Genomic DNA, 25547 nt, shown 5'->3' on the forward strand with positions numbered 1-25547 from the left:
TGAGAAGTTCGGAAAGTCATGGAAAATTAGACGGTCAGCGGGTCGATGGGGGCGGGCGGGGTGCCGCGGGCGGCAATTGCCTCGCCGGCGGCCAGACACAGGTCTTCGCGCATCCGCCCGGCGAGGATCTGCACCCCCACCGGCGCGCGCCCCGACAGCCCGGTCGAGACGGTCATCGCCGGCATCCCGATAGCCGGAGGGCCGGCCATGAAATATTGCCGCTCCGTCAGCCATTCGAAGCCGTTCTTCAGATCGGCATCGACGGCGAAGGGCAGGCAGGAAGACGGCGGCAGCAACAGCACCGGCCAGTCCTCGAAAAACCGCGCCCAGTCCCGCACGAGGCTCGCGCGGCGGGTCAGCGTGTCGCCGAACTCCGTCAGCGACACCGGCCCGACCCAGTCGATGGCACCCTTCATCGAGAAGATCGCACCCGGGTCGCCCTCGGCCTCGGCGGCGGCGAGGATCCGCTCGGGCGCATCGGCGACCCAGAGCTTGTGCATGATCCGGCTGGCTTCCTTCAGGGGCGGGATCGCGTCGAGCTCGACCACCGTCCATCCCGCATCGCGAAGCCGCGCGGCCGCGTCGCGCAAGGCCGCCTCGACCTCGGGGGCGGTGTCGATCCCCTCGGGATGGGCGCAGAACGCCGCGAGGCGCGGGGTATCGGCGGGCTCCGGCGCCTCGAAATACCACGGATCGCGAATGTCGCGGCGCGCCATCGCACCGAATGCCAGGCGCACGTCATGCACCGTGCGCGCAAGCGGACCCTGCACCGACATCAGCTGAAAGCCGATGCTGCGGTCCGGCCCGGTCTCGTTGAAGGTCGCGACCCGGCCGAGGCCCGGACGCAGGCCGTGGATGCCGCAGGCATAGGCCGGATAGCGCACCGAGCCGCCGATGTCGTTGCCATGCCCGATGCAGCCGATCCCCGCCGCCGTCGCGGCCGCCGCCCCGCCCGACGATCCGCCCGGCGTCAGCGCCGGATCGCGCGGGTTCTTCGTCGGGCCGAACAGCTGATTGTCGGTGAAATAGCGCGCGCTGAACGCCGGCGTGTTGGTGCGCCCGAGAAGCACCGCCCCGGCCGCCAGAAACCCCTCGACCACCGGATTGTTCGAGGTCGCGATCAGATCCGCCTTCGAGCGCAGCCCGTTCGAGGTCGCGTAACCCTTCTGGTCGACGTTGATCTTGATGGTGACCGGCACCCCTTCGAGCGGGCGCACCGTGCCCCCCGCGGCAAGACGCGCGTCAATCGCCGCGGCCTGGACCAGAACATCTTCGGGGTTGCAGTCGACGACGGCATTCAGCGCCGGGTTGACGGCATCGAGACGGGCGAGCGCGGCCCGCGCGACCTCGCTCGCCGAGGCCTGTTTCAGCCCGATCGCAGTCGCGGTCTGCGCGGCGGAGAGTTGCCAGAGTTCGGTCATGCGGAAATCCTCACAGCGGGGTGGAAGAGGCGGCGCGGACCTCGGCGAAGGTGGGGCCGCAGGGCATCATGCGGATCGCGTCGGGCAGGTTGCGCCAGCGCCAGCCGGTGGTGCGCATGAGCATCGCGCCGGGGGCGGTGGCGGTCAGGATCTCGCCGGCGATCGGGGCGAAATCGGCGCGGAAATGGATCGCGCTTTTGACGACGAGGATGTCCTCGGCCTCGGGCTCGATGCCGAGGAAGCGGAACATCTCGCGGTCCGCCATCTGCGCCTTGCGCGAGGCGACGACGACCCGCACGCCGCCGATGCGCAGGCACGCCGCGGGGCCAAGGTCCATGTCGAGATCGCCGAAGAACGGCCCCCTGGTGTGCAGCCGGCCGTCCGACAGCGCCGCGACCTCGCATTCCGTGACGAAAGGCGCGTCATCGGCAAGGCCAGAGTGCCCGCCGAGCGCGAGGGTCAGCCGCGCGCCGAGCCCCGCGGCATGGGCAGCCGCCGCCGCAGCAGGATCGTGGAGCACGCCAAGCGCCGCGCGCGGCACCCCCGCCGCGACCAGCGCGCGCAACAGCCCCGTTGTGTCGGAACTGCCGCCCGCGCCGGGGTTGTCCTGTGCATCGGCGATCACCACCGGGCGCACACCGGCCGCATTGAGCGCAAGCGCACGTTCGACCGCCTCGGCCGCGTCGAACAGCGGGCCGGCGAACTCTGCCTCGGCGGCCAGAACCGCGCGGGTCATCTCGTCGACCGCCGCTTCGGCGGTGGCTTCGCTCTCGGCATAGCCCCAGACGGTGGGGCTGCATCCGGCGATGTCGGCGGCGGCGAAGCCCATGGCGAAAGACAGGCTGATCGCACCGCTTTCGGCCTCGACCGTGCCGAGCCGGGCGTAAAGCGGGCCGGCCGGCGCCCGGTCCGTCGCCTGCCAGCAGATCGGCACCAGATAGGGAATGCGCCGCAGCGCCCGTGCGAAGGGCCGTCCAAGGGCGATCCGGCGTTGCAAAAGCGCGAAGGCCCGCGCCCCGGTCCGCGCCATGTCGACATGCGGATAGGTGCGGAACGCCACCAGAGCATCGGCGAGCGCGACCATCCGCTCGGTCACATTGGCATGAAGATCGAGGCTGACGATCACCGGCAGATCCGGCCCGGTCACCGCCCGCAGGCGGTCGAGAAGCGCGCCCTCGCCATCGTCGAGATGCGCCGCCACCTGCGCCCCGTGCAGATCGAGATAAACCGCATCGGCGGGCAGCGCGGCGCGCACCCCTTCGACGATCTCGGTGGCGATGCGTTCATAAGTGTCGCGCGCCACCGGGCCCGAGGGGCAGGCCGCGCACCACAGGACCGGCACGACCTCCGCCCCCGCGGCCCGTGCGGCGGCGAGGAAACCCGCGCCTGCGATGTTCGCGCCGGGGCCGAGGCGTTCGGTCACCTCGGCGCCGCGGCACAGGCCGGGAAACCCGCCGCCATGCGCGAAGGCCGCATCGTCGGCGACATCGGCCGAGAAGGTATTCGTCTCGTGCTGGAAACCAGCGAAAACGATGCGCATCGCTGCCTCCTAAATTGCCTGCCGGGCGGGGCGGAAGTTCTGGAAATCCCACTCCGGCGCCGGGGCGGCCTCGATCAGGGTCCGGGTGTAGTCATGCACCGGCGAAGCCAGCACATCGCGCGCCGGGCCCTGCTCGACGATCCGGCCGCGCTGCATCACGACGATGGTGTTGCAGATCTGCGCCGCGACCCTCAGGTCATGGGTGATGAACAGGATCGACATGCCGAAGGTGGAGCGGATCTCCTCGAACAGGCGCAGAACCTGAGCCTGCACCGTCACGTCGAGGGCAGAGACCGCCTCGTCCGCGATCAGCAGGCTCGGCCGCATCACCACGGCGCGGGCGATGGCGATGCGCTGGCGCTGCCCGCCCGAGAACTGATGCGGATAGCGGCTCATCACCGAGGCGGGCAGGTTGACGAGTTCGAGCGTCTCGCCCGCCAGACGGCGCGCCTCCAGTTCCGGGGTGCCGTAGTTGATGAGCCCCTCGGTCAGCGACTGGCCGATGGTGCGGCGCGGGTTGAGCGAGCGGTAGGGGTCCTGAAAGATATACTGCACCTGCTTGCGCACGTCGTGGAGGTTGCGCAGCGGAACGATGTCGCGCCCGTTCAGCACCACCGCGCCCTCGGTCGGGTCGGTCAGCCGCATCACGCAACGCGCCACCGTCGATTTGCCGGAACCGGATTCGCCGATGATCCCGGTGATCTCGCCCTGCCGCACGGTGAACGAAATGCCCTGCGCCGCGACGACCGAGGTATCCTTCAGCAACCCCTTCTCGCCATAGCGCTTTTCGAGGCCGATCACCTCCAGAACCTTCGGCTCCTTGCCCATCGGCGCGCAGCGCGGAATGAGGCTCGGCACCGAGGAGACCAGCATCCGGGTGTAGTCCTGTTTCGGCCGTTCAAGGATCTCGTCGCGGCTGCCGGTCTCGACCAAATCGCCGCGGTTCATCACCACGATGCGGTCGGCGATCTCGGACACCACGCCGAAATCATGGGTGACGAAGACGACGGCGGTGCCTTCCTGTTCCTGCAACTCCTTGATGAGATGCAGGATCTGCTTTTGCGTGGTGACATCGAGGGCGGTCGTCGGCTCGTCGGCGAGCAAGAGCCGCGGGCGCAGGATCAGCGCCATGGCGATCACGATGCGCTGGCGCTGCCCGCCCGAGAGCTGATGCGGATAGCTCGCATAGATGCGCGCGACATCGGGCAGATGCACCCGCTCCATCATCGCCAGAACCTTCTGGCGCCGTTCGGATGCCGGCATCCTGGTGTGCAGCCGCAGCACCTCGTCGATCTGGTCGCCCACGGTCTTGACCGGGTTGAGCGCGGTCATCGGCTCCTGGAACACCATCGCCACTTTCGAGGCGCGCAGTTCGCGCATCCGCGCCGGGCTGACCTGCAACACATCCTCGCCATCGAGGAGGATGCGCCCCCCGGTGACCTGCAATGCGTCCTTCGGCAACAGCCCCATCACCGCCATCGAGGTCACCGACTTGCCGGAACCCGACTCGCCCACGATACAGACGGTCTCGCCCTCGCGCACGTCGAAGCCGATATGGCGCACGATGCCCTTCTCGCCCTTCGGGCGGGTGTCGATGGTCACGTCCTCGACCGAAAGGACGACCTTGGCGTCGGATTGGATCATGTCGGATCTCCTTCGGGTCAGAGGCGCTTGGCCATGCGCGGATCGAGCCGGTCGCGCAGCACGTCGCCGAGCATGTTCACGCTCAGCACGGTCAGCGACACCATCAGGCCGGGGAACAGGATCAGCTCGGGCTTGAGCTGGAAGTAGACCCGCCCGTCGGCCATCATATTGCCCCAGGACGGGGTTTCGGGCGGGATGCCGGCGCCGAGGAAGCTGAGGATCGCCTCGGTCATGATCGCGGCGGCGAAGATATAGGTGCCCTGAACCAGCAGCGGCGCGACGGTATTGGGCAGCAGGTGGCGCCAGACCATCTTCCACACCCCGGTGCCGAGGACCGAGGCCGCCTCGACATAGGGTTCGGCCTTCACGCCGAGGATGACGGAGCGCACCATGCGCGCGACGCGGGGGATTTCCGGGATCGAGATCGCGATCAGCACGGTGGTCAGCGTCGCGCCCGAGATCGCGACCAGCGCGATGGCAAGCAGGATGCCCGGGATCGCCATCAGACCGTCCATGAAGCGCATCACGATCAGGTCGGCCCACCGGAAATAGCCGGTCAGCACGCCGAAGAACACGCCGAACAGCAACGACACGATCACCGTTCCCGCGCCCACGACGAGCGAGATCCGCGCGCCGTAGACGATGCGCGAATAGACGTCGCGCCCGAAGGTATCGGTGCCGAGCCAGTGCTCGGGCGACGGCGGTTTCAGCCGCAGCGAGGGGTTGATCGTCACCGGATCGACCGTGCCGAGCCAGGGCGCGCAGATCGCCATCAGCACGATCAGCCCCAGCACCAGCGCCGAGATGCGCGCGGGCCAGGACGACAGCGTGTCGCGCAACAGCTTCAGCGGATCGCGCCGCTCCTTCGGGCTGTCGAGGTCGGGCAGGGCAAGCGTGGGGGCGGAGGCGGGTTCGGTATCCGATGTCATCTGTGCGTCCAGTCTCGGACCTCGTCGGGGCGGGGAGGCGCTCTGGCGAAAGATCCGGTTTCGGGGAGAAGATCGGTCCGGGCCCCGAACAGGCCCGGACCTTCGGCATCAGTAGCGGATGCGCGGGTCGAACAGCCCGTAGAGCAGATCGACCGCCAGGTTGATGAACACGTAGATCGTCGAGAACAGCAAGATCACGGTCTGGATCACGGTGTAATCGCGCGCCAGAACCGACTCGAGCACCAGCCGGCCGAGGCCCGGGATGTTGAACACCGATTCCGTCACCACCACACCGCCGATCAGCATCGCGATCGACACGCCGATGATCGTCACGATCGGCACCGCGGCATTGCCGAGCGCGTGATCCATCAGCACGCCGCCCTCGGTCAGCCCCTTGGCACGGGCGGTGCGGATGTAATCCTCGCCCATCACCTCGATCACGTTGGTGCGCACGATGCGTGCGATCAGCGCGATATAAGGGAAGCTGAGCGCCACCGACGGCAGCACCAGCCGGACCGCGAAGGGGCCGAAGCCGTCCGAGAGCGGCTTGTAGCCCTGCACCGGAAACCAGCCGAGGCCGCGGGCGAAGATCAGGATCAGGATGTAGCCGACGATGAACACCGGCACCGAGAACCCGAGCACCGAGCCCGCCATCACCAGCCGGTCGATCCACTTGCCCTGCTGCCAGGCCGCCAGCACGCCGAGCGGAATGGCCACCGCGACCGCCAGAACGATGGTCGACAGGCTGAGTGCGAGCGTCGGCCCGAAACGGTCGAGGATCAGCTCGGTCACCGGCTTGCCGGAGATCAGCGAGACGCCGAAATCGCCGCTCAGGATCTGACCGATCCACAGGAACAGCTGTTGCAGCAGGGGCTTCGTCAGCCCCATGCTCTCGCGCAGCGCCTGGAGCTGATCTTCCGTCGCGCTCGGTCCCGCGATCATCAGCGCCGGATCGCCCGGCGACAGGCGCAGCACCAGGAAGACGATGATCGCCACCATGATGAGCACCGGCACCGCCGACAGGATTCGCTTGACGACAAATGTCAGCATCTGCGGATCACTTCGCCTTCTCGACGTTCCAGAACACCGGCGCCTCGGCCGAGATCTCGCCCTTCAGCTTGCTCGAAGCGACCATGACCTGCTGGAACTCGCCCATCGGGATCATCACGCCGTTGTCGATCACCAGATGGTCGATCTGTTCGGCGATTTCCTTCTGTTTCGCCGGATCCGAGGCCTTGGCCATGTCGAGGCGCAGCGTCTCGATTTCCGGCACATCTGGCCAGCCGAACCAGGCGCTCGAACCGCCCGCCGCGACGCCGATGAAGCCGATCGGATCGCCGACGTCGGGGCCGACATTGGTGGTCGAGAACATGTTCCAGCCGCCTTCCGCGACCGGCTGCTTGTTGGCGCGCCGCGCCACAACGCTCGCCCAGTCCATCGACACCATGTCGACGTTGAAGCCCGCATCGCGCAGGTTCTGCGCGATCACCGGCCCCTGCGGCGCGAGGCTGGCAAGGTCGGTCGCGTGCATCAGCAAGATCGGCTTGCCGTCATAACCGGCTTCCTTCAGCAGCGCCTTCGCCTCGGCCGGATGCGCCTTGATGATGTCGTCCGCGCGGTAGGTCGAGGGGTAAAGGCCGGTGCAGCCGAACACCGAAGCGCAGACCTTGCCGTATTTCGAGCCGGCGCCGACCTGGGCATCCAGCATCTGCTGCTGATCGAGCGCGAGCAGCGCCGCCTGACGGATCTTCGGATTGTCGAACGGCGGCAGGGTGAAGTTCATCCGCACCAGGTTCTGGTTGACCTGCTTCGGGAAGACGATGGTCTGCAGATCCGGGTTGCCATCGACCAGCGGCAGCAGGTCGTGCGGCGCCTGTTCCACCATGTCGATCTCGCCCGACATCAGCGCGTTCATCGCGGTCATCGGATCGGGCATGGTGGTCCAGACCACCTTGTCGACCTTGACGACCTTGCCGCCCGACAGCCCGTCGGCGGGCTCGGAGCGCGGCACGTAATCGGTATTCTTGACGAAGGTCGCGCCGACGCCGGGCTTGTAGTCGGCAGCGACGAACTTGAACGGGCCCGAGCCGATGGTCGAGGTGATCGGCTGCCCGACCGGGGTTTCCGCGACCGCCTTCGGGAACATGAACGGCGCGACGCCCGAGGGCTTGCTCAGCGCGATCAGCGCGATGCCGGTCGGCTCCTTGAAGGTCATGACGAAGGTCTTGTCGTCGGTGATGTCGTAACGCTCGAGCAGCTTCGCCATCACCTGCCCGGTCTTGTCGACCTGGCTCCAGCGCTTGAGCGAGGCGACCGCGTCCTCGGCCTTGACCGGGGTGCCGTCATGCCATTTCAACCCGTCGCGCAGGGTGAAAGTATAGGTCTTGCCGTCGTCCGAAACGGTCCAGCTTGCCATCTGCGGTTGCGGCTTGCCGGCGGAGTCGCGCGCCAGCAGCGTATCGTAGACCATGTAGCCGTAGTTGCGCAGGATATAGGCCGTGGAGATCACCGGATCGACCGCGCGCAGCGGGGCGTGCATCACCGCGGTGATCGTCGTTTCCGCCTGAGCGGCAAAGCTGATCGACCCCAGACAAAGCGACAGAACCGTCGCTTTCACCAGAGTCGAGGGATTTCCGAGGGCAAGCATTCCACATCTCCTGATCATGGGGGGCGCAGCAATGACGATTGTCGCCAATCTATGATCGAACGTAGATCACGCCGTCTTGACCTCACAACGATAAATGTCCCGCGATCTGCCCGGCTACACCTGCGGATCCGCCTCACCCGCGAGGCCAAAAATAATTTCCTTATAAAACAATGGCAAACATGGCGATAGCTTGCTGCCTAATATATATGCGCCGTGCGGATTGGAGCGAAAACCAGCGCGAAACAGCGATTTCCGCTCCCGGTGGGGCGAACCGCAAAGCCCGGCAAGAGGGGCAGCCTCCTGCCGCGGCAGGGCACAGGGGAATCGGAATTCCGGTGCGTCGGCGCGCGATCCGCCGGGGCTCAATACCCGCGGCGGGCCTCGACGACACCGGGAAGCGGAGCGCCGGCGGCTTCGGCGCGCAGCACCTCGACCATGTGGCGCGCCAGCGCATCGGCACGGGTCTGGCAAGCGATATGCGGGGTGACGATGACGCGCGGATGGTGCCACAGCGGATCGCCCGCGGGCAGCGGCTCCGGTGCCGTCACGTCGAGGATCGCCCCCGCCAGATGCCCGCTGTCGAGCGCCGCGCGCAACGCCCCCGGATCGAGCTGCGCGCCCCGCCCGACATGAACGAGCGTCGCCCCCACCGGCAGCTTGGCGAAGAGCGCGGCATCCAGAATTCCCTCCGTCTCGGGCGTCAGCGGCAGCAGGCACACCAGGATATCGCTTTCGGCCAAAATCGCGTCGAGGCCCTCGTCGCCGGCATGACAGCGCACGCCCGCGATCTCGCGCGGGCTGCGACTCCAGCCAGAGAGCGCGAAGCCGAAGGGCGCGAGCGCGTCGAGCACCGCCTGACCGAGCTGACCGAGGCCCAGAACACCCACCCGCCGTTCCGCCGCCAGATGCACCGGCAGCGGCGCCCAGACCTCGGCGCGCTGCTGGCCGAGGTAAGCCGGCAGATCGCGATGCGCCGCCAGAACGCTCATGCAGACGTAATCGCGCATCATCGACGCGAGCCCCGGATCGACCAGCCGCACCAGCCGCACATCTTCGGGGAAGGTGCGGACGTCGAACTGATCCACCCCGGCACCGAGCGAGAACACGATCTTCAGGTTCGGAAAGCGGTCGAACATCCCCGCAATCGCCTGCCAGGTCACGAGATACCGGACCTCGGGGCCCTCGACCGCATCGAGCCCGATCTTCACCGGCAGATCCGGAAAGACCCCGGCCAGCGCGGCGGCGACCACTTCGCCGCGCGCGGCATCGGAATTGAACAGAACGGTCATCGGGCCTCTCAAAGCGTTGCGGCGCGGGAAACGACGGCGCGCACGAAGGCCGTGCCTGCCGCCAGCTCGTCGCGGGTGATGTATTCGTCGGGTTTGTGGGCGCGCGCGATGTCGCCCGGCCCGCAGATGATCGAGGGGATGCCGGCGCGCTCGAACAGACCTGCCTCGGTGCCGAAGCTGACCGCGGCGACGGAAGGCTTGCCCGCCGCCCTCTCGACCAGCGCGGCGAGCGGATGATCCGCCGCCAGCGCCATCGCCGGATAGGTCGAGCGGATCGCGTGCGACACGTCATAGCCCTTCGCCCGCAGCCCCGCGAGCCGATCGAGCACCGGAGCGAGCAGACCTTCCGGATCGACGCCCGGAATGGCGCGGACCTCGATCTCCATCGCGGCGCGGTCGGGGATGATGTTGACTGCCTCGCCGCCCGAGAACACACCGGCCTGCATCGTCGACCAGGCGGGCGCGAAATCGCCGGCCTTCGGCCCGTGCTCCAGCGCGCCCGCGGTCTCGATCACGCTGTTGAGAACCTCGGCCATGCCATGGATCGCGTTCAGCCCGAGGTCGGGGCGCGAGGAATGCCCGGTGCGGCCGCGCACCTCGACGCCGAGCGCGGCCTTGCCCTTGTGGCCGCGGATCGGCTCAAGGCAGGTCGGCTCGCCGATCACCGCGCCCCAGGGACGCGCGCACAGACTGTCGAGCCGCGCGATCAGCGCGGGCACGCCCAGACAGCCCAGTTCCTCGTCATAGGAGAAGGCGACATGGACCGGGCGTTCGGGCGAGAGCGCGGTGAATTCGGGCGCGACGGCGAGGACGCAGGCCAGAAAGCCCAGCATGTCCGAGCTGCCGCGCCCGTAAAGCCGGCCGTCGCGTTCGGTCAGCGTGAACGGATCCGAGGCCCAGTCGGCGGCGCGCGCGGGCACCACATCCATGTGGCCGGACAGGATGATCCCCTCGCGCTCGCGCGGGCCGAAGGTGGCGAAGACGTCGAAACGGTCGCCCTCGGGGCCTTCGATCAGCGTGACCTCGGCGCCGGCTGCGCGCAGCATATCGGCCGCCCAGCCGGAAACCGGCGCGTTGGGCGAGCCCGCCACCGGCGCGAAACCCACCAGTTTCGCCAGATTGTCTTCGGCTGTCATCCTGCGTTCCTTTCGCGCCGGCTGCGCCCGGCGCCCTGCCTGCCAGAGCCGTGCTGATCTGCCTGCCCCCGGTTTATCTGTTCCGCCGCCGCACGATCTGCCTTTGTGCCCGGCCGGTTCGCGACAATCGTCTGCCTCGGGCCGCGAAACGGCAAGAGCCCCCGCCGGCAAAATCCGCACGATGGCCGCACGGCCACGTTGCGCCGCAGCCGCCACATCGGTATACCATTCGTATTCCAATTTTCAATGGCGTTCCCGCCGCCCCACGGAGGCCCCATGCGCACCCTGGATCTCAACTGCGACATCGGCGAGAGCTTCGGCGCCTGGAGCGTCGGCGAGGACGCCGCGATGCTCGATCTGGTCAGCACGGCGAATATCGCCTGCGGCTTCCATGCCGGCGATCCGATGGTGATGCGCGACACGATCCGTCTGGCGCGCGAGCGCGGCGTCAGCATCGGCGCGCATCCCTCGTTCTTCGACCGCTTCGGCTTCGGCCGGCGCCGGATCAGCGGCGAGCCGCCCGAGGATCTGGAGGCCCAGCTGATCTATCAGATCGTCGCGATGCAGGGCATGGCCGAGGTCTACGGTCACAAGATGACCCATGTGAAGACACACGGTGCGCTCGGCAACATGGCGGCGGTGGACCCGGACCTCGCCCGCGTCTGCGCCCGCGCCGTGGCGGCGGTCGACCGCTCGCTCGTCTATGTCTCGCTGCCCTATTCCGAGACCTATGCCGCCGCCGAGGCCGCGGGCCTCACCGTCGCGTGCGAGATCTATGCCGACCGCACCTATACCGACAAGGGCGAGCTGACCCCGCGCAGCCAGCCGGGCGCGGTGATCCACGATCCGGCGCAAAGCCTCGATCAGGTGCTCGAAATGGTGCTGAACGGCCATATCCCGACCACCGGCGGCAAGCGTCTGCCGGTGGACCCCGCGACGCTGTGCGTGCATGGCGACACCCCGGGCGCGGTCGGGATCACGCGCAACCTGCGCGGCGCGCTCGAGGCCGAGGGGATCGTCATCGCCCCCTTCGCCCGCGGCTGAGCGGAGGAGGCATCATGGCTGACCTCAGGATCGTTTCCCCGGGCCTGATGATGACGGTTCAGGATCTGGGCCGCACCGGGTTGCTGAGCAACGGCGTGTCGGGCTCGGGCGCGATGGACCCCGAGGCGTTGCAGATCGCGAATGCGCTGGTCGGCAATGCGCCGGGGGCGGCGGCGCTCGAATTCGCGCATATGGGCGGCAGTTTCACCGCGACCGCGGAGTGCCTCGTCGCGGTCTGCGCCGCGGCCCCGGGGCTGAGCATCGCCGGCAAGCCCGCCGCGCCCTGGCAAAGCCACCGGCTGCGCGCGGGCGAGACCGTCACCGTCGGCGCGACGCCCGGCACGGTGTGGGGCTATGTCGCAATCTCGGGCGGGATCGCGACGCCCGCCGTTCTCGGCTCGCGCGCGACGCATCTGCGCAGCGGGATCGGCGGTCTCGACGGGCGCAGCCTGCAGGCGGGCGATGTGCTGCCTCTGGGCACGCCCGGGGATCTGCGCCCGCGCCGGTTGCGCAATCCCTGGCGGGTGCGCTCGGGCGCCATAGACGTGGTGATGGGGCCGCAGGCCGATGCCTTCACCCCCGAGATGCAGCACCGCTTCCTGAGCGCGACTTTCACCGTCAGCGCGAAACGCGACCGGATGGCGATGATCCTCGACGGCCCGGCGATCGAGGCGGCGGCGGGCCATGACATCGTGTCGGACGGCACGCTGCGCGGCTCGGTCCAGGTGCCGGGATCGGGCCATCCGATGGTGCTGATGGCCGACCGGCAGACGACGGGGGGCTATCCGAAGATCGCCACCGTGGTCTCGACCGACCTCGCGCGGCTGGCGCAGCTCGCGACGGGGCAGCGCTTCCGCTTCCGCGCGCTGAACCAGGAGCGCGCCGAGGACAAGGCCATCGCCGCGCGCCGCGCCCTCGCCGATGCGCTGGCCGAGATCGCCCGAGAGGAACCGATGACGGCATGAGCCCGCGCGGCTCTGCCTCTCGCAGACTGGAGTTCAGGAAGAATGCCCCGTTGTCTCATCGTGCAGCCGATGCACAAGGCCGCCCTCGACATGCTGGCCGACGCCGGTGTCGAGGCGGTGATCTGCCCCGACACCCTGCCCGAAACCGTGGCGCGGCTGGCCGCGGGCGTCGATGCGGTCATCACCCGCGATGCCGGTTTCGGTGCCGCGGCGATGCGGGCCGCCGGCCCCTCGCTGCGGGTGGTGGTGGCCCATGGCGCGGGCCACGACGCCATCGACAAGGCCGCCGCGACCGAACTGGGCATTCTGGTGTGCAACACGCCCGGAGCGAATGCGCGCTCGGTGATGGAGCTGACGCTCGGCCTCGCCATCGCGGCGGCGCGCAAGATCCCGGCGGCCGACCGGGCCGAACGCGGCGGCGAGGCCGGGTTTCGCGCCCGCGCCGTGACCGCGGAGCTTTCGGGCAAGACCGCGCTGGTCGTCGGCTGGGGCCATATCGGACAGGGCGTCGGGCGGATGCTGCACGACGCCTTCGGGATGGAGATCCTCGTCCATTCGCCGAGGGCGCGCGATACCGGCGGTTTCGAGCGCGTCGCGACGCTGGCCGACGGGCTTTCGCGCGCCGATCTGATCACGCTCCACACCCCGATGCGGCCCGAGACCGAAGGGCTGATCGGCGCGGCCATCCTCGCCGCCTGCAAGCCGGGCGCGATCCTCGTCAACACCGCCCGCGCCGGGCTGGTCGACGAGGCGGCGCTCGCCCGCGCGCTCGCCTCTGGCCGGATCGGGGCGGCGGCGCTCGACGTCTACAGCCCCGGAGCGCCGCAGGGGCCGCTCGGGCGGTTCGAGCAGGTGATCTTCACCCCGCATCTCGGAGGCTCCACCCCCGAGGCGATGATCCGCGTCGGTCAGGGCAGCGTCGCGCATGTCCTCGACGCACTGTCGGGCAAGCGCCCGGCGACGGCACAGAACGACCCGAAGGGATGGAACCGATGAAAGACGTGATCGCCGAGACGATCGACGCGATCCTGAGCGAGGTGAACGCCATTTCGCTGCCCGGTCCGGGCTATACCCGGCCCTCTTACAGCCCGCTCGAATCCGAGGCGCATCGGGTGATCGAACGCCGGGCCGGGGCGCTCGGGCTGACGGTCAGCCGCGATGCGGGCATGAACCTCTTCGCGCGCCTGCCCGGACGCGACCGCACGGCGCCCGCGCTGTTCGTCGGATCGCATCTCGACACCGTGCCGATGGGTGGTGCCTATGACGGCGCGGCGGGCGTCGCGGGCGCGATGGCGCTGGCCGCGGCCTTCGTCGAGAGGGGCGAGACACCCCCCGTCGATCTCGTCGTCACCGTCACCCGCGCCGAGGAAAGCACCTGGTTTCCGGTGTCCTACATCGGCTCGCGCGCGGCGCTTGCCCGGCTGAAGCCCGAGGAGTTCGAAGCCCGCCGCTCCGACACCGGCCGGACCCTGGCCGAGCATATGCGCGACGAGGGCGGCGACCCCGAGGCGGTGTTGCGCGGCCCCGGCCTGGCCCCGGCGCAATTCGTCGAGATACATATCGAGCAGGGTCCGATCCTCGACACCGCGGGCGAGCCCTTCGCCCTCGTCGAGGCGATCCGCGGCGGGGTGCGCTATCGCAACGCGCAGATTCACGGGGTCTGGGCGCATTCGGGCGGGGCACCGCGCGAGGGCCGCGCCGATGCGGTCTTCGCCTTCGCCGATCTGGTGACCGCCATGGACCGGATCTGGGGAGGGGAGCTGTCCTCGGGCCGCGATCTCGCGGTGACCTTCGGCCGCGTCGATGCCGCCTCCGGGGAACATGCCTTCGCCAAGGTGCCGGGCGAGCTCGGTTTCTGCGTCGACATGCGCAGCAACGACGATGCCGAACTCGACCGCGCGCTCTCGCTGTTTCACGAGGCCTGCGAGACCGTGGCCCGTGCCCGCGGCGTGCACTTCGATCTCGGCGCGCTGTCGCGCAGCCGGCCGGCCGTGCTGTCCGAAGGTCTGATCGGGCGCATCGCCGAGGGGGCGGCGCGTCTCGGCATGGGCCCGCGGCTGATGGTCTCGGGCGGCGGTCACGACACCGCGGCGTTCCGTCAGGCGGGCTGGGAAGCGATGATGGTGTTCATCCGCAACTGGGACGGCAGCCACAACCCGCGCGAGGGGATGAATCCCGCCGATCTGGCCGAAGCGGTGCGCGCCCTCGCCGCGAGCTGGGGCGATCCGCAGGGACGCGCCTGACGGCGCGCCCCCGGGGCGGCCGGGATCAGATCCCGGCGATCTTGCCGCCATCGCAGCGCAGCTTACTGCCGGTGACGTAAGAGGCCTGCGCGCTGCACAGGAAGGCAGCGACTGCGGCGAATTCCTCGACCGTGCCATAGCGGCGCATCGGGATCGTCGCGCGCGAGGCGGCGCGCACCGCCTCGATCTCCGTGCCGGTCTTCTGTGCCCGCGCGGCGTCGAGCTGATCGACCCGGTCGGTGTGGATGCGTCCGGGCAGCAGCAGGTTGCAGGTCACGCCCTCGGCCGCGACCTCGGTGGCCAGCGTCTTGTTCCAGCCGACCAGCGCCGCGCGCAGCGTGTTCGACAGCGCGAGATTGGCGATCGGCTCCTCGACGCCGGAAGAGGCGAGCGTCAGCACCCGGCCCCAACCGCGCGCGCACATCGCGGGCAGCAACAGCCGGGTGATCTCGGTCACCGGGGCGAGCATCGAGCGCGCGGCCTCGATCAGCACATCGGCCGACATGTCGCGCGCCGCACCGGGCCGCGGCCCGCCGGTGTTGTTGACCAGAATATCGACCCGGCCGAGCCGTTCGACAGCCTCGGCCGCGAGCTTCGGCGCGAAATCCGCGGCCGAAAGATCGGCCGTCACCCAGTCGGCCCGCCCCTGCCCGCGCGCGGCGATCGCGGCCGCCGCAGCCCCGAGCGCCGCCGCGTCGCGGCCCGAGAGCAGCACATCCGCCCCCTCCGCCGCCAGCGCCTGCGCCACCCCGAGCCCGAGCCCCTTCGACGAGGCCAGCACCAGCGCCTTGCGTCCCTTCAGTCCGAAATCCATCTCACATTCCCTTCGTCTTCGCCCCGGTGCGCGCGATCAGCCGGTCGAGTTCGGCGATATCCGTCGCCGTCAGCTTCGGCCCCGGCGCCCGGGTATCGGCACAGGCGATCGCACCGCGCCGCATCAGCGTATATTTGCGCACCGCAAGCCCCCAGCCCGGCTGTTGCTCGTGGCGCAGGATCGGCAGGTAGCGGTCGAACAGATCCTCGGCCGCGTCGGGCTGACCGGCGCGGAACAGCCGCACCGTCCCGACCAGCGCCTCGGGGAAGGCGAAGCCGGTCATCGCGCCATCCGCACCGCGGGCCAGTTCCTGCGGCAAGTAAAGCCCGCCGTTGCCGGTGAGGATCGACAGCCGCTTCACCCCGCCCTCGGCCTCCTCGGCCCGCAGCGTGGAGATCTTGTTCAACCCCGGGCAATCCTCGTGCTTGAGCATGACGATCTGGTCGAGGTCTTGCGACAGCCGCCGGATCAGCGCGGGCGAGACCGGCACGTTGGTCGATTGCGGAAAGTCCTGAAACACCACCGGCGCCTCCGGCCCGAGGGCACGGCAGGCGGCGTGGAAGAAGCTCTCCACCCGGTCCTCGCGCGCAGGGCCTGCGGAGGGCGCGATCATCAGCCCCGCCGCCCCCTTGTCGAGCGCGTAGTTCCCTAGATCGGCAAGGTTCGCGATCCCGGCATCCGACACGCCGACCACCACCGGCAGATCGGTGCGCGCCAGAACCCGGTCGATGACGGCGTGGCGCTCCTCGATGGTCAGCTTGTTCGCCTCGCCCATCATGCCGAGGATGGTCAGCCCGGTGACGCCGGCCGCCGCGTAGAAATCGACCAGCCGGTCGATGCTGGCGAAATCCACCGCGCCCGACGCATCGAAAGGCGTCGCCGCGATGATGAAGACGCCCGAGGTGTGACGGTCGATCATCGGTGTTTCCTCACTTCGCGAACAGGCCGTCGAAATCCTTGAACCCCTTGATCTCGATGGGGTTCCCCGACGGGTCGAAGAAGAACATCGTGCGCTGTTCGCCGGGCTGGCCGGCGAAGCGGATCACCGGCGGAATGTCGAAGGCGACGCCCTTCGCCTCCAGCCGCGCCGCAAGCGCCAGCCAGTCGTCGAGGCCGAGCACCGCGCCCAGATGCGGCATCATCACCATGTGATCGCCGACCTTGCCGGTGCGGGTGGTCTCGAAGGGCTTGCCCAGATGCATCGACAGCTGATGGCCGAAGAAGTCGAAATCGACCCAGGTCTCGGTCGAGCGGCCTTCCTCGCAGCCGAGGACATCGCCGTAGAAGCGGCGCGTCTGGTCGAGGTCGGTGACGTGGAAGGCAAGGTGGAACACGGATTTCATGGCAACTCCGGCAGTCGGGGGAGATTTCTGTTGGGTCCGGCGTAGCGAAACCGTAGAGAAAGGAAAAACGAGAAATTTCGTCTCTGAGAAACAGGAAAACTTGTGGACACGCGTTTTCTCGAAAGCCTGATCGCGGTGGCGGAGCAAGGCTCCATCGTCGCGGCGGCCCGCGCGCAGGGGCTGACCCCGGCCGCGGTCAGCCAGCGCATCCAGGTGCTGGAGCGCGACCTCGGCGCCGCTTTGCTCACGCGCCGCGCGAATGCCGCGCTGCCGACGCGGGCGTGCCGCGATCTGCTGCCGGCGATGCGGCAACTGGTGGCGCAGGCGCGCGCTCTCGAACTCGAAGCGCGGCCCGACACGGCGGCGGGGATCTTCCGGCTCGGCGCGATCTCGACGGTGCTGACGGCTTTCGTGCCGGATCTGCTGCACCGGCTGCATGCCGCGGCGCCCGCGCTTGAGCTGCGCATCGAACCGGGCAGTTCCGCCGCGCTGTACGAGGCGCTGACGCAGGGCGCGCTCGATGCCGCGCTGATCGTCGAGCCGCCCTTCGCGCTGCCCCCGGATCTGGTTTCGCTCACCTTGCGGCGCGAGCCGCTGCGACTGCTCGCGCCCGAGGGTCTGGCGGGGCACGATGTCGCCGGGGTCTTCGCCGCGCTGCCGCTGATCGCCTACGATCCGCGCTCCTGGGGCGGGCAGATCGCCGGGCGCTATCTGAGCGACCATGCCATCGCGCCCGAAACGCTGTGCGAGCTCGATGCGCTCGAAGCGATCTCGAAGCTGGTCGCACGCGGCATCGGCGCGGCGCTGGTGCCGGACTGGGCCGAACTCGGCGCCAGCCGGGCGCTGCCGGACGGCGATCTCTATGCCCGCAAGATCGTGGCCGTGGCGCCGCGCCTGCCCGCCCGGCCGGCCTGTCTGCGCGCGTTCCGCACGGCGCTGCACGCAGTGTGGCCCGACATCGTGGACGGCCTGCCTCCCCCGATTCCCGCTTTCTCCCGGGCCGGGCCGCCTGCCCGATAGCCATCACCCGCCCATAAAACGCCCGGAACCGACCGGGACAGATCAAAATCCGGGCAATACGACGGGGCGATCCGCTTCCGCGCCGAACATGGCCTTCCGGATGAATACTATTGGTATACCAAAAGAGGAGACGTCCAACACGGGGATCCGCAATGAAGATGAAATCCGCCGCGGCGCTGGCCGCTGCCTGCACTCTTGCCCTCACCGTCACCGCCGCCGAGGCAAAGACGACCTGGGACATGTCCCTTGCCTGGCCCGAGGGCAACTTCCACACGAAAGACGCCCATGACTTCGCCAAGGCGGTCAGCGACGCGACCGGCGGCGAGGTCGAGATCACGGTCCAGTCGGGCGGTGCGCTCGGCATCAAGGGACCGGAGGCGATGGCCGCCGTGCGCGACGGCATCGTGCCGATCGCCGATGTGCTGCTGAATCAGCAGGTCGGCGAGGCGCCCATCCTCGGCATCGAGAGCCTGCCTTACCTCGCGCCGACGCTGCCCGACCTCGCCCTGCTGCACAAGTTCTTCCGCCCCGCCGTCGACGAGGTGGCCGCGAAGATGAACCAGAAAGTGCTGTATGTCGTGCCCTGGCCCGGGCAGGCGGTCTACTCGCCGAACCGGATCGACACGCTCGACGATCTGAAGGGGCTGAGTATCCGCGTCGTCGATGCGAATGGCAGCAATTTCTTCAAGGCACTCGGCGCCACCCCGGTGCAGATGCCCTGGGGCGAAGTGGTCCCGGCGCTCGCCGCGGGCACGATCAAGGGCGTGACCACCTCGTCCTCCTCGGGCGTCGACGGTGCGTTCTGGCAGTTCACCAAGCACATGACCCGGTTCAACTGGCAGTCGTCCTCGGATGCGGTCAGCGTCAACCTCGATGCCTGGAACGAACTGTCGCCGGAGAACCAGAAGGCCATCGAAGCCGTCGCCAAGAAGATGGAAGCGCAGTTCTGGGTCAACAGCGCCAAAGAGGACACCCGTCAGCTTGCCAAGCTGAAGGACAACGGCATCGAGATCGCCGACCCCTCGCCCGAACTGCGCGCCGCGCTGCTTGAGAAGGCGAAGCCGCTGTGGGCCGATTTCGAGGCCAAGGTTCCCGCCGCGAAGCCGGTGATCGACGATTACCTGCTGTTGCTGAAGTGACCCCCCCGGGCGGCACCGCCGCCCGAAGCGCCCCCGGGCGGGCCCCGTCGCGGCCCGCCCTCTCCCCCCATTGCGCCCGTCGGAGACCCCGGATGACAGATCACAAGCAAGACTTCGGCCAGATATTCGGCCCGGCCATCGGGCTCATCGACCGGCTGACCGGGTGGGGCAGCCTGCTGTCGGCGCTGTGCCTCCTCGGCATTCTCGTTCTGATGATGATGGAAATCGTCGCGCGCAACCTGTTCGACAGCTCGTTCGACTTCACCTGGGACATCGCGGGCTACCTGATGGGCGCCTGCTTCACGCTGGCGCTGGCGGGCGCGATGAAGAACGGGCTGCATGTGCGGGTGACCGCGCTTCTGGACGCGCTGCCCGCACGTGCAGCGCATCTGATCGAGGTGGCCGCCTGCCTCGTCGCGGTGGCGATCTGTGCGGTGATCGCCACCGCATTCGTCCAGCTCGCCTGGCTGTCATGGACGCGCGACACCACATCGGCGACGGCGATCCGCGTGCCGCTGGTCTATCCGCAGGCGGTGCTGGCAACCGGCACCGTGCTGATGACGCTGCAGTGCATCGCCCAGGCCCTGCGCCTGTTGCGCGGCGAGCGGCTGAGCGTCGCCGAAGCGATCGAATGAGGCCCCGGACATGAGCAAAGTCGTCTTTTCCCTGTTCGGCCTTCTGGCACTGTTTCTGGCCGGCGGGATATGGATCGGGCTCGGGCTCGTCGGCACCGGCGGCCTGCTGATCGAGATGTTCCGCCCCAACATGCCGGTCCTGAAACTGATCGCGCAGCAAAGCTGGAACACCCTGTCCTCGGCCGAACTTCTGGCACTGCCGCTGTTCATCCTGATGGCCGAGATCCTGTTCTGCACCCGCATCTCCGAAGCGCTGATGAGCGGGCTCGCCCCCTGGCTCGGGCGGGTGCCGGGGCGGCTTGGCCATGTGACGGTGCTCGGCTGCACGATCTTCGCCTCGGTGTGCGGATCGTCGGCCGCGACCACCGCGACGGTCGGCCGCATCACCGCGAAAGAACTGATTTCCAAGGGCTATGACCGGCGCCTCGTCGAGGGCAGCCTGGCCGGGGCGGGCACGCTCGGCTTTCTGATCCCGCCGTCGACCATCATGATCATCTATGGTGTGATGGCCCAGCAGTCGGTGTTGCAGCTGTTCGCCGCGGGCGTTGTGCCGGGGCTGCTGCTCGCACTGTCCTACATGGGATATATCGCCATCCGCTCGGCCCTGCACCCGGAGCTGGTGGGCGCGCCCCCGCCGCGCACCAGCCTGCGCGAGAAGCTCGTGGCGCTGAAGGATCTCGGGCCGCTGCTGATCCTGATCCTCGGGGTGATCGGTTCGATGTATGGCGGGCTGGCGACGCCGACCGAGGCGGCGGCGGTCGGGGTCACCGTCTCGATCCTGATCGGGGTGGGACAGCGCACGCTGAACCTGCGCATCCTGCTGCAGGCCGCGAAACAGGCAGCCGAGAACTGCGCGATGATCGGGCTGATCATGATCGGCGCCTCGTTCCTGTCGACGACGCTCGGCTATCTCGGGATCCCGCGCTACATCGCGCAGGAAATCCAGGGCTGGGGCATGTCGGATTTCATGCTGATCGTGGTGTTGCTGATCTTCTACATCCTGCTCGGGACGGTGATGGAGGGGCTCGGTATCATCGTGATGACGCTGCCGATCACCCTGCCGCTGGTGACCGCGGCGGGCTACGATCCGATCTGGTTCGGCATCTTTCTGGTGATCGTGGTCGAACTCGCGCAGATCACCCCGCCCGTGGGCTTCAACCTGACGGTGATCCAGCGGCTGACCGGCGACAGCATCGCCCAGATCGTGCGCGCGACGTTGCCGTTCTTCTTCATCACCACGGCCTTCGTGCTGGTGCTGGCAGTCTTCCCGGGAATCGTCAGCTTCCTGCCGAACCTGCTCTACCGCTGAGGACTGCCCCGGTGCCCCCCGCAGGGTGCGCCGGCATCTCACTGAAACGAAACGAAAATGCACCCCACCATCCTTCCTGCCGGCGACAGCGCCTTCGTCTTCCAGCTCGGCACCGAGGTCTCGTCCGGGATCAACGACCGGATCATCGCGCTCGCCGAGGCCATCGCCGCCGCCGCCCCGGAGGGGCTCATCGAGCTGGTGCCGACCTATCGCTCGCTGATGGTGTGCTACGATCCCGTCAGGGTGCGCGGCCGGGATCTGGCCGCGCAGGTCTGCGGGATCTACGAGGCCCTCGGCCCGGTCGGGGCCGCCACCCGCCGCATCACCGTGCCCTGCGTCTATGGCGGGCCGGTCGGGCAGGACCTCGACGAGCTGGCCGAGATGAAGGGGCTGACCCCGGCCGAGGTCATCGCGCTGCATTCCGGGGCGGATTACCGCGTCTACATGATCGGCTTCGCGCCCGGCTTCGCCTATCTGGGCGGGTTGCCCGAGAAACTGCACACCCCGCGCCTCAAGGTGCCGCGCCAGCATATCCCGGCCGGTGCGCTCGGCATCGGCGGGCAGCAGGCCAGCATCAGCTCGGTCGCGGGGCCGTCCGGGTGGCGGTTCCTCGGCTGGACGCCGGTGCGCGCCTTCGCCCCCGAAAGCGCCACGCCCTTCCTGTTCCGCGCCGGCGACCGGATCCGGTTTCGCGCCGTCGAACAGAAGGAAGCCGACGAGATGCTGAAGCGCCAGGCTGCGGGCGAAAGCATCGTCGACATCGAACTGCCGCAATAGGAAGGCGAGAGATATGGATCCGTTTCAGAGCGACCCGCTGCGGGGAACCGAAGCCGTCTTCCCCGAAGCCGAATTCGCGACCCGCATCGCGCGCCTGCAGACCCGCATCGCGCCGCTTGGTGTCGACGCGCTGCTGCTGACCGGGCCCGAGAACATCTTCTGGGCGACCGGACGCCAGACCGCGGGCTATTTCGCCTTTCAGGCACTGATCGTGCCCCTGAGCGGCGATCCCGTGCTGCTGGTACGTCAGCTCGAGACCACCGGCGCGCGCACCGCGACCTGGCTTCGCGACATCCGCGCCTGGCAGGACGGCACAGATCCGGCGGCGGCGCTCGGATCGCTGGTGCGCGAGTTGGGGCTGAAACGCGTAGCGATCGAGCGCACCGGCTGGTTCATCCCGATGGACTTCGCCGAGCGCCTCGGCACGGCCCTGAAAGGTGTCGCGCTGAGCGACGGATCGGGGATCGTCGAGGGCCTGCGCATGGTGAAATCCCCGGCGGAACTTGCCGCGATCCGCACCGCGGCGGGCTATGCCGAGGCGGCGATGGCGGCCGCCCTCGACGCCACGCGCGAGGGCGCGAGCGAGAACGACATCGCCGCGCGGATGATCGGCACCGCCGTTGCTGCCGGCTCCGAAGCCTGGGCGATGGAGCCGCTGATTTCCTCCGGCCCGCGCTCGGGCATTCCGCACGCGACCTGGCGTCGGCGCAGGCTCGAAGCGGGCGACGGCGTGTTTCTGGAACTCGCCACCAGCCACGACCGCTATCACGCCGCGCTGATGCGCAGCGCCTGGATCGGCACCCCGCCCGCCGAGGCGCGCGAGATGATGGACGTGGCGTTGCGCGCGCTCGATGCGGCGCTCGGCGCGATGAAACCGGGGGTGCCCTGCGCCCTGCCGCACGAGGCGGCGCAAAGGATCGTCGACGACGCCGGCCAGACCGAGGCGTTCCGCAAGCGCATCGGCTATTCGATGGGCGCGGCCTTCGCCCCCGACTGGGGCGAGGGGGCGTTCCTGTCGCTGTTCACCGGAGTGAAAACGCTCCTCGAACCCGGGATGGTGTTTCACCTGCCGATGACGCTGCGCCGCTACGGGGCGTTCACCGTGGGTGCCTCGGAAACCGTGATCGTCACTGAAACCGGGATCGAGACGCTGTCGTCGCTGCCGCGCAGCATGATGCTGCGCTGACGTTGCGCTTGCGTGCGCCCGCTTATATTGGAACACCGTTACATTATCGGACACGAACGCCCGGCCCGCGCGCGCGCATATTCATCTTCCGGGCCGGCCCGCAGACGACGGACGGCCCTATTCGCCCCGATCCCAGTGAGGAGGACAGCGATGCTGCAACCGCAGGACAAACGCCTGGCCCTGCAGGCCTACGAGCAGATCCTCGACCTGATCCAGAGCAAACGCGCCCAGCCCGGCGAGATCGTGACCGAGAGGCGGCTGGCCGAGATGCTCGACATGTCGCGCACCCCGATCCGCGACGCGCTGCTGATGCTCGAGGGCGAGGGGCTGCTGATCCGGCGCGGCACCCGCGGCCTTCAGGTCAAGCAGATCCGCATCGAGGATTTCATGGATGCGCTGCAGATCCGCTCGTTGCTGGAACCGGCGATGGCGCGCATGGCGGCCGGGAGGATCCCGGCGGGTGATCTCGACAGCCTGCGCAACCAGTTGCAGACGCTCGCCGCGGGCGGCGAAAACGACCGCATGTCGGTGCGCGAGGTCGATGAACGGCTGCACGAGATGATCGCCCGCGCTGCCGGCAACCCGCAGCTCGAACAGATCATCCGCACGGTCCGCCGACAGACCCAGATGTTCGATCTGCGCTCGATGCCGGAACGTCTGGGCGACACCTGCGCCGAACATATCGCCATCGTCGACGCCATCGCCTCGGGCAATGCCGAGGCCAGCGCCAAGGCCATGGCCGACCATCTGAGCGCGGTGCGCCGCGCCATCGTCGCGCGTCTTACCGGGGGCTGATCACCAGCCGGTCCGGGGCGCGCGCGCGCGAAGCCTGTCAGCGCGCGGTATAGCCGCCGTCGACCAGATGATAGCTGCCGGTGATGAAGCTTGCCCGATCCGACAGAAGGAAGGTCACCAGCCCGGCGACCTCATCGGCCCGGCCCAGCCGGCCGACCGGATGCAGCCCCGTCAGAGCGTCATACTGCTCGCGCGACATCTGGCTGAGCAACGGCGTATCGATGAACCCCGGAGCGACGCAGTTCACCCGGATGCCCTTCGTGGCATAATCGAGGGCCGCGGTCCTGGTCATGCCAACCACCGCATGTTTCGCCGCCACATATCCCACCGTGCCGTTGAAACCGACCGAGCCGAGGATCGAGGCCATGTTGACCACCGCTCCGCCGCCGGAAGCCAGCAGCGCCGGAATGCCGAAATGCAGCCCGTAGAACACTGCATTCAGATTGACGTCGATCACCCGCTTCCAGCTGTCGACCGGATAGTCCGCGACCGGCGCGTTCGACCCGCCGATCCCGGCATTGTTGACCAGCAGATGCAGCCCGCCGAGGCTCATGGCACGAGCGACCGCCGCCTCGACCGCCGCCGGGTCGGAAACGTCGCCGACCGAGACCTCTGCCTTGCCGCCCCGGGACACGATGCCATCGGCGACCGACTGCGCGGCCTCCTCGTGAAGGTCCGCGCAAACGACATGAGCGCCCGAAGCGGCAAGCTCGGCGGCGATGGCGGCCCCAAGACCGGATCCGGCGCCGGTCACCAGCGCGATCTTTCCGTCAAATCGGATATCCATCAATTCCTCCTGCCTGTCGCGGCGATGCCGGCGGGAGGCCGGCACGGACCCGCGGTCGTCGCGGAAAGCCTAGAAGCCCGGACCGGGGCGGTCGACAGAAATCGCCGGCGCAGACCGGCCTCAGGCGACAAGCTGCCTGCGGCCGGCCTTGCGCCGCGATCGTCAGCGCTCGCCGCGGACATAGGCCTCGCCAAGTGCTGCGGGCAGGCGCGCACCGCGACCGGCGACCAGCAGCACCGCCATCACCGCGGCGAAGGGCAGCATCTGGATGATGTCGGTGGGCACGTCGACGCCTGCCAGCTGCAACGCCGTGGTGGCCGACAGGCAGGCGCCGAAGACCAGCGCGCCGCCCATCACCCAGCTGGGCCGGCCACGCGCCAGCATCGCCAGCACGATGCCGATATAGCCGTTGCCATGCGTCATGAAGGGCACGAACACTCCCGCCCCGACGATCGCCATGAACGCCCCGCCAAGCCCGACGAGCGTGCCGGTGATCAGAACCGCCACCGTGCGGATGCGCAGCACGCTGACCCCCGCGGTATCGAGCGCCGCCGGCTTGTCGCCCGCCGCCTGCAGCATCAGCCCGAGCTGCGTGCGCCGGAACAGTCCCACGATGAGCGGCACCAGCAGAAACGCCACATAGACCACCGGCTCGCGCACGAACAGCGCCGGCCCGAGAACCGGGATCTGCGACAGCCCAGGGATCGCCAGCTTGTCCATCACCGGCAACCGCGGATACAGCCGCGAGAACTGCTCGTAATGCAGCAGCGCCGTCACCCCCCCCGCCCCGACCGTCAGCGCGATGCCGACGACGATCTGATTGAGCCCGAGCCGCACGCAAAACAGCGCCATCAGCGCACCGACCGCCATGCCTCCGAGGCCGC

24 protein-coding genes are annotated in these 25547 nt (G+C 68.7%); 11 read left to right on the plus strand and 13 right to left on the minus strand.

Going from position 1 to position 25547, the window contains the following annotated elements:
* Positions 1-26 precede the first annotated feature (26 nt).
* From CG50_RS08620 to argE, 8 genes are all read right to left on the minus strand, one after another.
* Complete coding sequence (locus CG50_RS08620; RefSeq protein ID WP_036637138.1) at positions 27-1421, minus strand: amidase; 1395 nt, start codon at positions 1419-1421, stop codon at positions 27-29.
* A 10-nt stretch (positions 1422-1431) separates the two neighbouring features.
* Entirely contained in the window at positions 1432-2961 is a 1530-nt protein-coding gene (locus CG50_RS08625; protein ID WP_036637141.1) for a M81 family metallopeptidase, read from the minus strand.
* Positions 2962-2970: 9 nt separating this feature from the next.
* Positions 2971-4605: a dipeptide ABC transporter ATP-binding protein gene (locus CG50_RS08630; protein ID WP_036637142.1), complete on the minus strand. Its 1635-nt coding sequence runs from the start codon at positions 4603-4605 to the stop codon at positions 2971-2973.
* A gap of 17 nt (positions 4606-4622) precedes the next feature.
* Positions 4623-5534, minus strand: a complete 912-nt coding sequence (locus CG50_RS08635) for an ABC transporter permease (RefSeq protein WP_036637144.1) — start codon at positions 5532-5534, stop codon at positions 4623-4625.
* A 108-nt stretch (positions 5535-5642) separates the two neighbouring features.
* On the minus strand, positions 5643-6584 hold the full coding sequence (locus CG50_RS08640; protein WP_036637146.1) for an ABC transporter permease: 942 nt from the start codon (positions 6582-6584) through the stop codon (positions 5643-5645).
* A gap of 7 nt (positions 6585-6591) precedes the next feature.
* Complete coding sequence (locus CG50_RS08645) at positions 6592-8181, minus strand: ABC transporter substrate-binding protein (RefSeq protein WP_051909758.1); 1590 nt, start codon at positions 8179-8181, stop codon at positions 6592-6594.
* A 362-nt stretch (positions 8182-8543) separates the two neighbouring features.
* Entirely contained in the window at positions 8544-9470 is a 927-nt protein-coding gene (locus CG50_RS08650; RefSeq protein WP_036637148.1) for a 2-hydroxyacid dehydrogenase, read from the minus strand.
* An 8-nt stretch (positions 9471-9478) separates the two neighbouring features.
* Complete coding sequence (gene argE / locus CG50_RS08655) at positions 9479-10606, minus strand: acetylornithine deacetylase (RefSeq protein WP_036637150.1); 1128 nt, start codon at positions 10604-10606, stop codon at positions 9479-9481.
* A 276-nt stretch (positions 10607-10882) separates the two neighbouring features.
* Between argE and CG50_RS08660 the strand changes: the two genes are divergently transcribed.
* Genes CG50_RS08660 through CG50_RS08675 form a run of 4 tightly spaced genes read left to right on the plus strand, consistent with a single transcriptional unit; the run spans position 10883 to position 14858 of the window.
* The gene (locus tag CG50_RS08660; RefSeq protein ID WP_036637152.1) at positions 10883-11650 is read left to right on the plus strand and encodes a LamB/YcsF family protein; all 768 of its coding nucleotides are present in this window, start codon (positions 10883-10885) and stop codon (positions 11648-11650) included.
* 14 nt (positions 11651-11664) lie between these two features.
* A complete protein-coding gene (locus CG50_RS08665) occupies positions 11665-12615 on the plus strand; it encodes a 5-oxoprolinase subunit C family protein (RefSeq protein WP_036637153.1) in 951 nt (316 codons plus the stop codon).
* Between the two features lie 42 nt (positions 12616-12657).
* Positions 12658-13611 carry a hydroxyacid dehydrogenase gene (locus CG50_RS08670; RefSeq protein ID WP_036637155.1) on the plus strand — a complete coding sequence of 318 codons (954 nt, stop codon included), beginning with the start codon at positions 12658-12660 and terminating at the stop codon, positions 13609-13611.
* The gene (locus tag CG50_RS08675) at positions 13608-14858 is read left to right on the plus strand and encodes a hydantoinase/carbamoylase family amidase (RefSeq protein ID WP_036637222.1); all 1251 of its coding nucleotides are present in this window, start codon (positions 13608-13610) and stop codon (positions 14856-14858) included. Before CG50_RS08670 ends, CG50_RS08675 begins: the two co-directional genes overlap by 4 nt.
* 25 nt (positions 14859-14883) lie before the next feature.
* Here the strand turns inward: CG50_RS08675 and CG50_RS08680 are convergent, their stop codons facing one another.
* From CG50_RS08680 to CG50_RS08690, 3 genes are read right to left on the minus strand one after another with little or no spacing between them, the layout of a single operon-like run.
* Positions 14884-15672 carry an SDR family oxidoreductase gene (locus CG50_RS08680; RefSeq protein WP_036637156.1) on the minus strand — a complete coding sequence of 263 codons (789 nt, stop codon included), beginning with the start codon at positions 15670-15672 and terminating at the stop codon, positions 14884-14886.
* 1 nt (position 15673) lies between these two features.
* Positions 15674-16591, minus strand: coding sequence for a dihydrodipicolinate synthase family protein (locus CG50_RS08685; RefSeq protein ID WP_036637159.1), 918 nt, complete (start codon positions 16589-16591; stop codon positions 15674-15676).
* A gap of 10 nt (positions 16592-16601) precedes the next feature.
* The gene (locus CG50_RS08690; protein WP_036637161.1) at positions 16602-17015 is read right to left on the minus strand and encodes a VOC family protein; all 414 of its coding nucleotides are present in this window, start codon (positions 17013-17015) and stop codon (positions 16602-16604) included.
* Positions 17016-17117: 102 nt separating this feature from the next.
* On the opposite strand from CG50_RS08690, the gene CG50_RS08695 reads away from it, so the two are divergent.
* The 7 genes from CG50_RS08695 (at position 17118) to CG50_RS08725 (ending at position 23876) form a co-directional block, all read left to right on the plus strand.
* Entirely contained in the window at positions 17118-18035 is a 918-nt protein-coding gene (locus CG50_RS08695; protein WP_051909760.1) for a LysR family transcriptional regulator, read from the plus strand.
* Between the two features lie 152 nt (positions 18036-18187).
* On the plus strand, positions 18188-19174 hold the full coding sequence (locus tag CG50_RS08700) for a TRAP transporter substrate-binding protein (protein WP_036637163.1): 987 nt from the start codon (positions 18188-18190) through the stop codon (positions 19172-19174).
* Positions 19175-19266: 92 nt separating this feature from the next.
* Positions 19267-19809, plus strand: coding sequence for a TRAP transporter small permease subunit (locus CG50_RS08705; RefSeq protein ID WP_051909761.1), 543 nt, complete (start codon positions 19267-19269; stop codon positions 19807-19809).
* A gap of 10 nt (positions 19810-19819) precedes the next feature.
* Positions 19820-21118, plus strand: a complete 1299-nt coding sequence (locus CG50_RS08710) for a TRAP transporter large permease (protein WP_036637166.1) — start codon at positions 19820-19822, stop codon at positions 21116-21118.
* Between the two features lie 57 nt (positions 21119-21175).
* The gene (pxpB, locus tag CG50_RS08715; RefSeq protein WP_036637168.1) at positions 21176-21895 is read left to right on the plus strand and encodes a 5-oxoprolinase subunit PxpB; all 720 of its coding nucleotides are present in this window, start codon (positions 21176-21178) and stop codon (positions 21893-21895) included.
* Between the two features lie 13 nt (positions 21896-21908).
* Positions 21909-23081: a M24 family metallopeptidase gene (locus CG50_RS08720; protein WP_036637169.1), complete on the plus strand. Its 1173-nt coding sequence runs from the start codon at positions 21909-21911 to the stop codon at positions 23079-23081.
* Between the two features lie 150 nt (positions 23082-23231).
* Positions 23232-23876: a GntR family transcriptional regulator gene (locus tag CG50_RS08725; protein ID WP_036637171.1), complete on the plus strand. Its 645-nt coding sequence runs from the start codon at positions 23232-23234 to the stop codon at positions 23874-23876.
* A gap of 37 nt (positions 23877-23913) precedes the next feature.
* Here CG50_RS08725 and CG50_RS08730 read toward each other — a convergent pair whose 3' ends face one another.
* Together CG50_RS08730 and CG50_RS08735 are read right to left on the minus strand one after the other, a co-directional pair.
* The gene (locus tag CG50_RS08730; RefSeq protein WP_036637174.1) at positions 23914-24663 is read right to left on the minus strand and encodes an SDR family NAD(P)-dependent oxidoreductase; all 750 of its coding nucleotides are present in this window, start codon (positions 24661-24663) and stop codon (positions 23914-23916) included.
* Positions 24664-24825: 162 nt separating this feature from the next.
* Positions 24826-25547: ABC transporter permease (locus tag CG50_RS08735; RefSeq protein ID WP_036637227.1), on the minus strand; the 722-nt coding region annotated here is incomplete at its 5' end.

The sequence above is a fragment of the Paenirhodobacter enshiensis genome (genome assembly GCF_000740785.1).
GTDB lineage: Bacteria > Pseudomonadota > Alphaproteobacteria > Rhodobacterales > Rhodobacteraceae > Rhodobacter > Rhodobacter enshiensis.

Bases quoted from the DNA above. Each gene is read 5' to 3' on its own strand.
- CG50_RS08645 (WP_051909758.1), bottom strand. From the start codon at position 8,181: ATGCTTGCCCTCGGAAATCCCTCGACTCTGGTGAAAGCGACGGTTCTG.
- CG50_RS08690 (WP_036637161.1), bottom strand. From the start codon at position 17,015: ATGAAATCCGTGTTCCACCTTGCCTTCCACGTCACCGACCTCGACCAG.
- CG50_RS08725 (WP_036637171.1), top strand. From the start codon at position 23,232: ATGCTGCAACCGCAGGACAAACGCCTGGCCCTGCAGGCCTACGAGCAG.
- CG50_RS08685 (WP_036637159.1), bottom strand. From the start codon at position 16,591: ATGATCGACCGTCACACCTCGGGCGTCTTCATCATCGCGGCGACGCCT.
- CG50_RS08670 (WP_036637155.1), top strand. From the start codon at position 12,658: ATGCCCCGTTGTCTCATCGTGCAGCCGATGCACAAGGCCGCCCTCGAC.
- CG50_RS08710 (WP_036637166.1), top strand. From the start codon at position 19,820: ATGAGCAAAGTCGTCTTTTCCCTGTTCGGCCTTCTGGCACTGTTTCTG.
- CG50_RS08660 (WP_036637152.1), top strand. From the start codon at position 10,883: ATGCGCACCCTGGATCTCAACTGCGACATCGGCGAGAGCTTCGGCGCC.
- CG50_RS08680 (WP_036637156.1), bottom strand. From the start codon at position 15,672: ATGGATTTCGGACTGAAGGGACGCAAGGCGCTGGTGCTGGCCTCGTCG.
- CG50_RS08640 (WP_036637146.1), bottom strand. From the start codon at position 6,584: ATGCTGACATTTGTCGTCAAGCGAATCCTGTCGGCGGTGCCGGTGCTC.
- CG50_RS08705 (WP_051909761.1), top strand. From the start codon at position 19,267: ATGACAGATCACAAGCAAGACTTCGGCCAGATATTCGGCCCGGCCATC.
- pxpB (WP_036637168.1), top strand. From the start codon at position 21,176: ATGCACCCCACCATCCTTCCTGCCGGCGACAGCGCCTTCGTCTTCCAG.
- CG50_RS08625 (WP_036637141.1), bottom strand. From the start codon at position 2,961: ATGCGCATCGTTTTCGCTGGTTTCCAGCACGAGACGAATACCTTCTCG.
- CG50_RS08665 (WP_036637153.1), top strand. From the start codon at position 11,665: ATGGCTGACCTCAGGATCGTTTCCCCGGGCCTGATGATGACGGTTCAG.
- CG50_RS08620 (WP_036637138.1), bottom strand. From the start codon at position 1,421: ATGACCGAACTCTGGCAACTCTCCGCCGCGCAGACCGCGACTGCGATC.
- CG50_RS08635 (WP_036637144.1), bottom strand. From the start codon at position 5,534: ATGACATCGGATACCGAACCCGCCTCCGCCCCCACGCTTGCCCTGCCC.
- CG50_RS08650 (WP_036637148.1), bottom strand. From the start codon at position 9,470: ATGACCGTTCTGTTCAATTCCGATGCCGCGCGCGGCGAAGTGGTCGCC.
- CG50_RS08630 (WP_036637142.1), bottom strand. From the start codon at position 4,605: ATGATCCAATCCGACGCCAAGGTCGTCCTTTCGGTCGAGGACGTGACC.
- CG50_RS08675 (WP_036637222.1), top strand. From the start codon at position 13,608: ATGAAAGACGTGATCGCCGAGACGATCGACGCGATCCTGAGCGAGGTG.
- CG50_RS08720 (WP_036637169.1), top strand. From the start codon at position 21,909: ATGGATCCGTTTCAGAGCGACCCGCTGCGGGGAACCGAAGCCGTCTTC.
- CG50_RS08730 (WP_036637174.1), bottom strand. From the start codon at position 24,663: ATGGATATCCGATTTGACGGAAAGATCGCGCTGGTGACCGGCGCCGGA.
- CG50_RS08700 (WP_036637163.1), top strand. From the start codon at position 18,188: ATGAAGATGAAATCCGCCGCGGCGCTGGCCGCTGCCTGCACTCTTGCC.
- argE (WP_036637150.1), bottom strand. From the start codon at position 10,606: ATGACAGCCGAAGACAATCTGGCGAAACTGGTGGGTTTCGCGCCGGTG.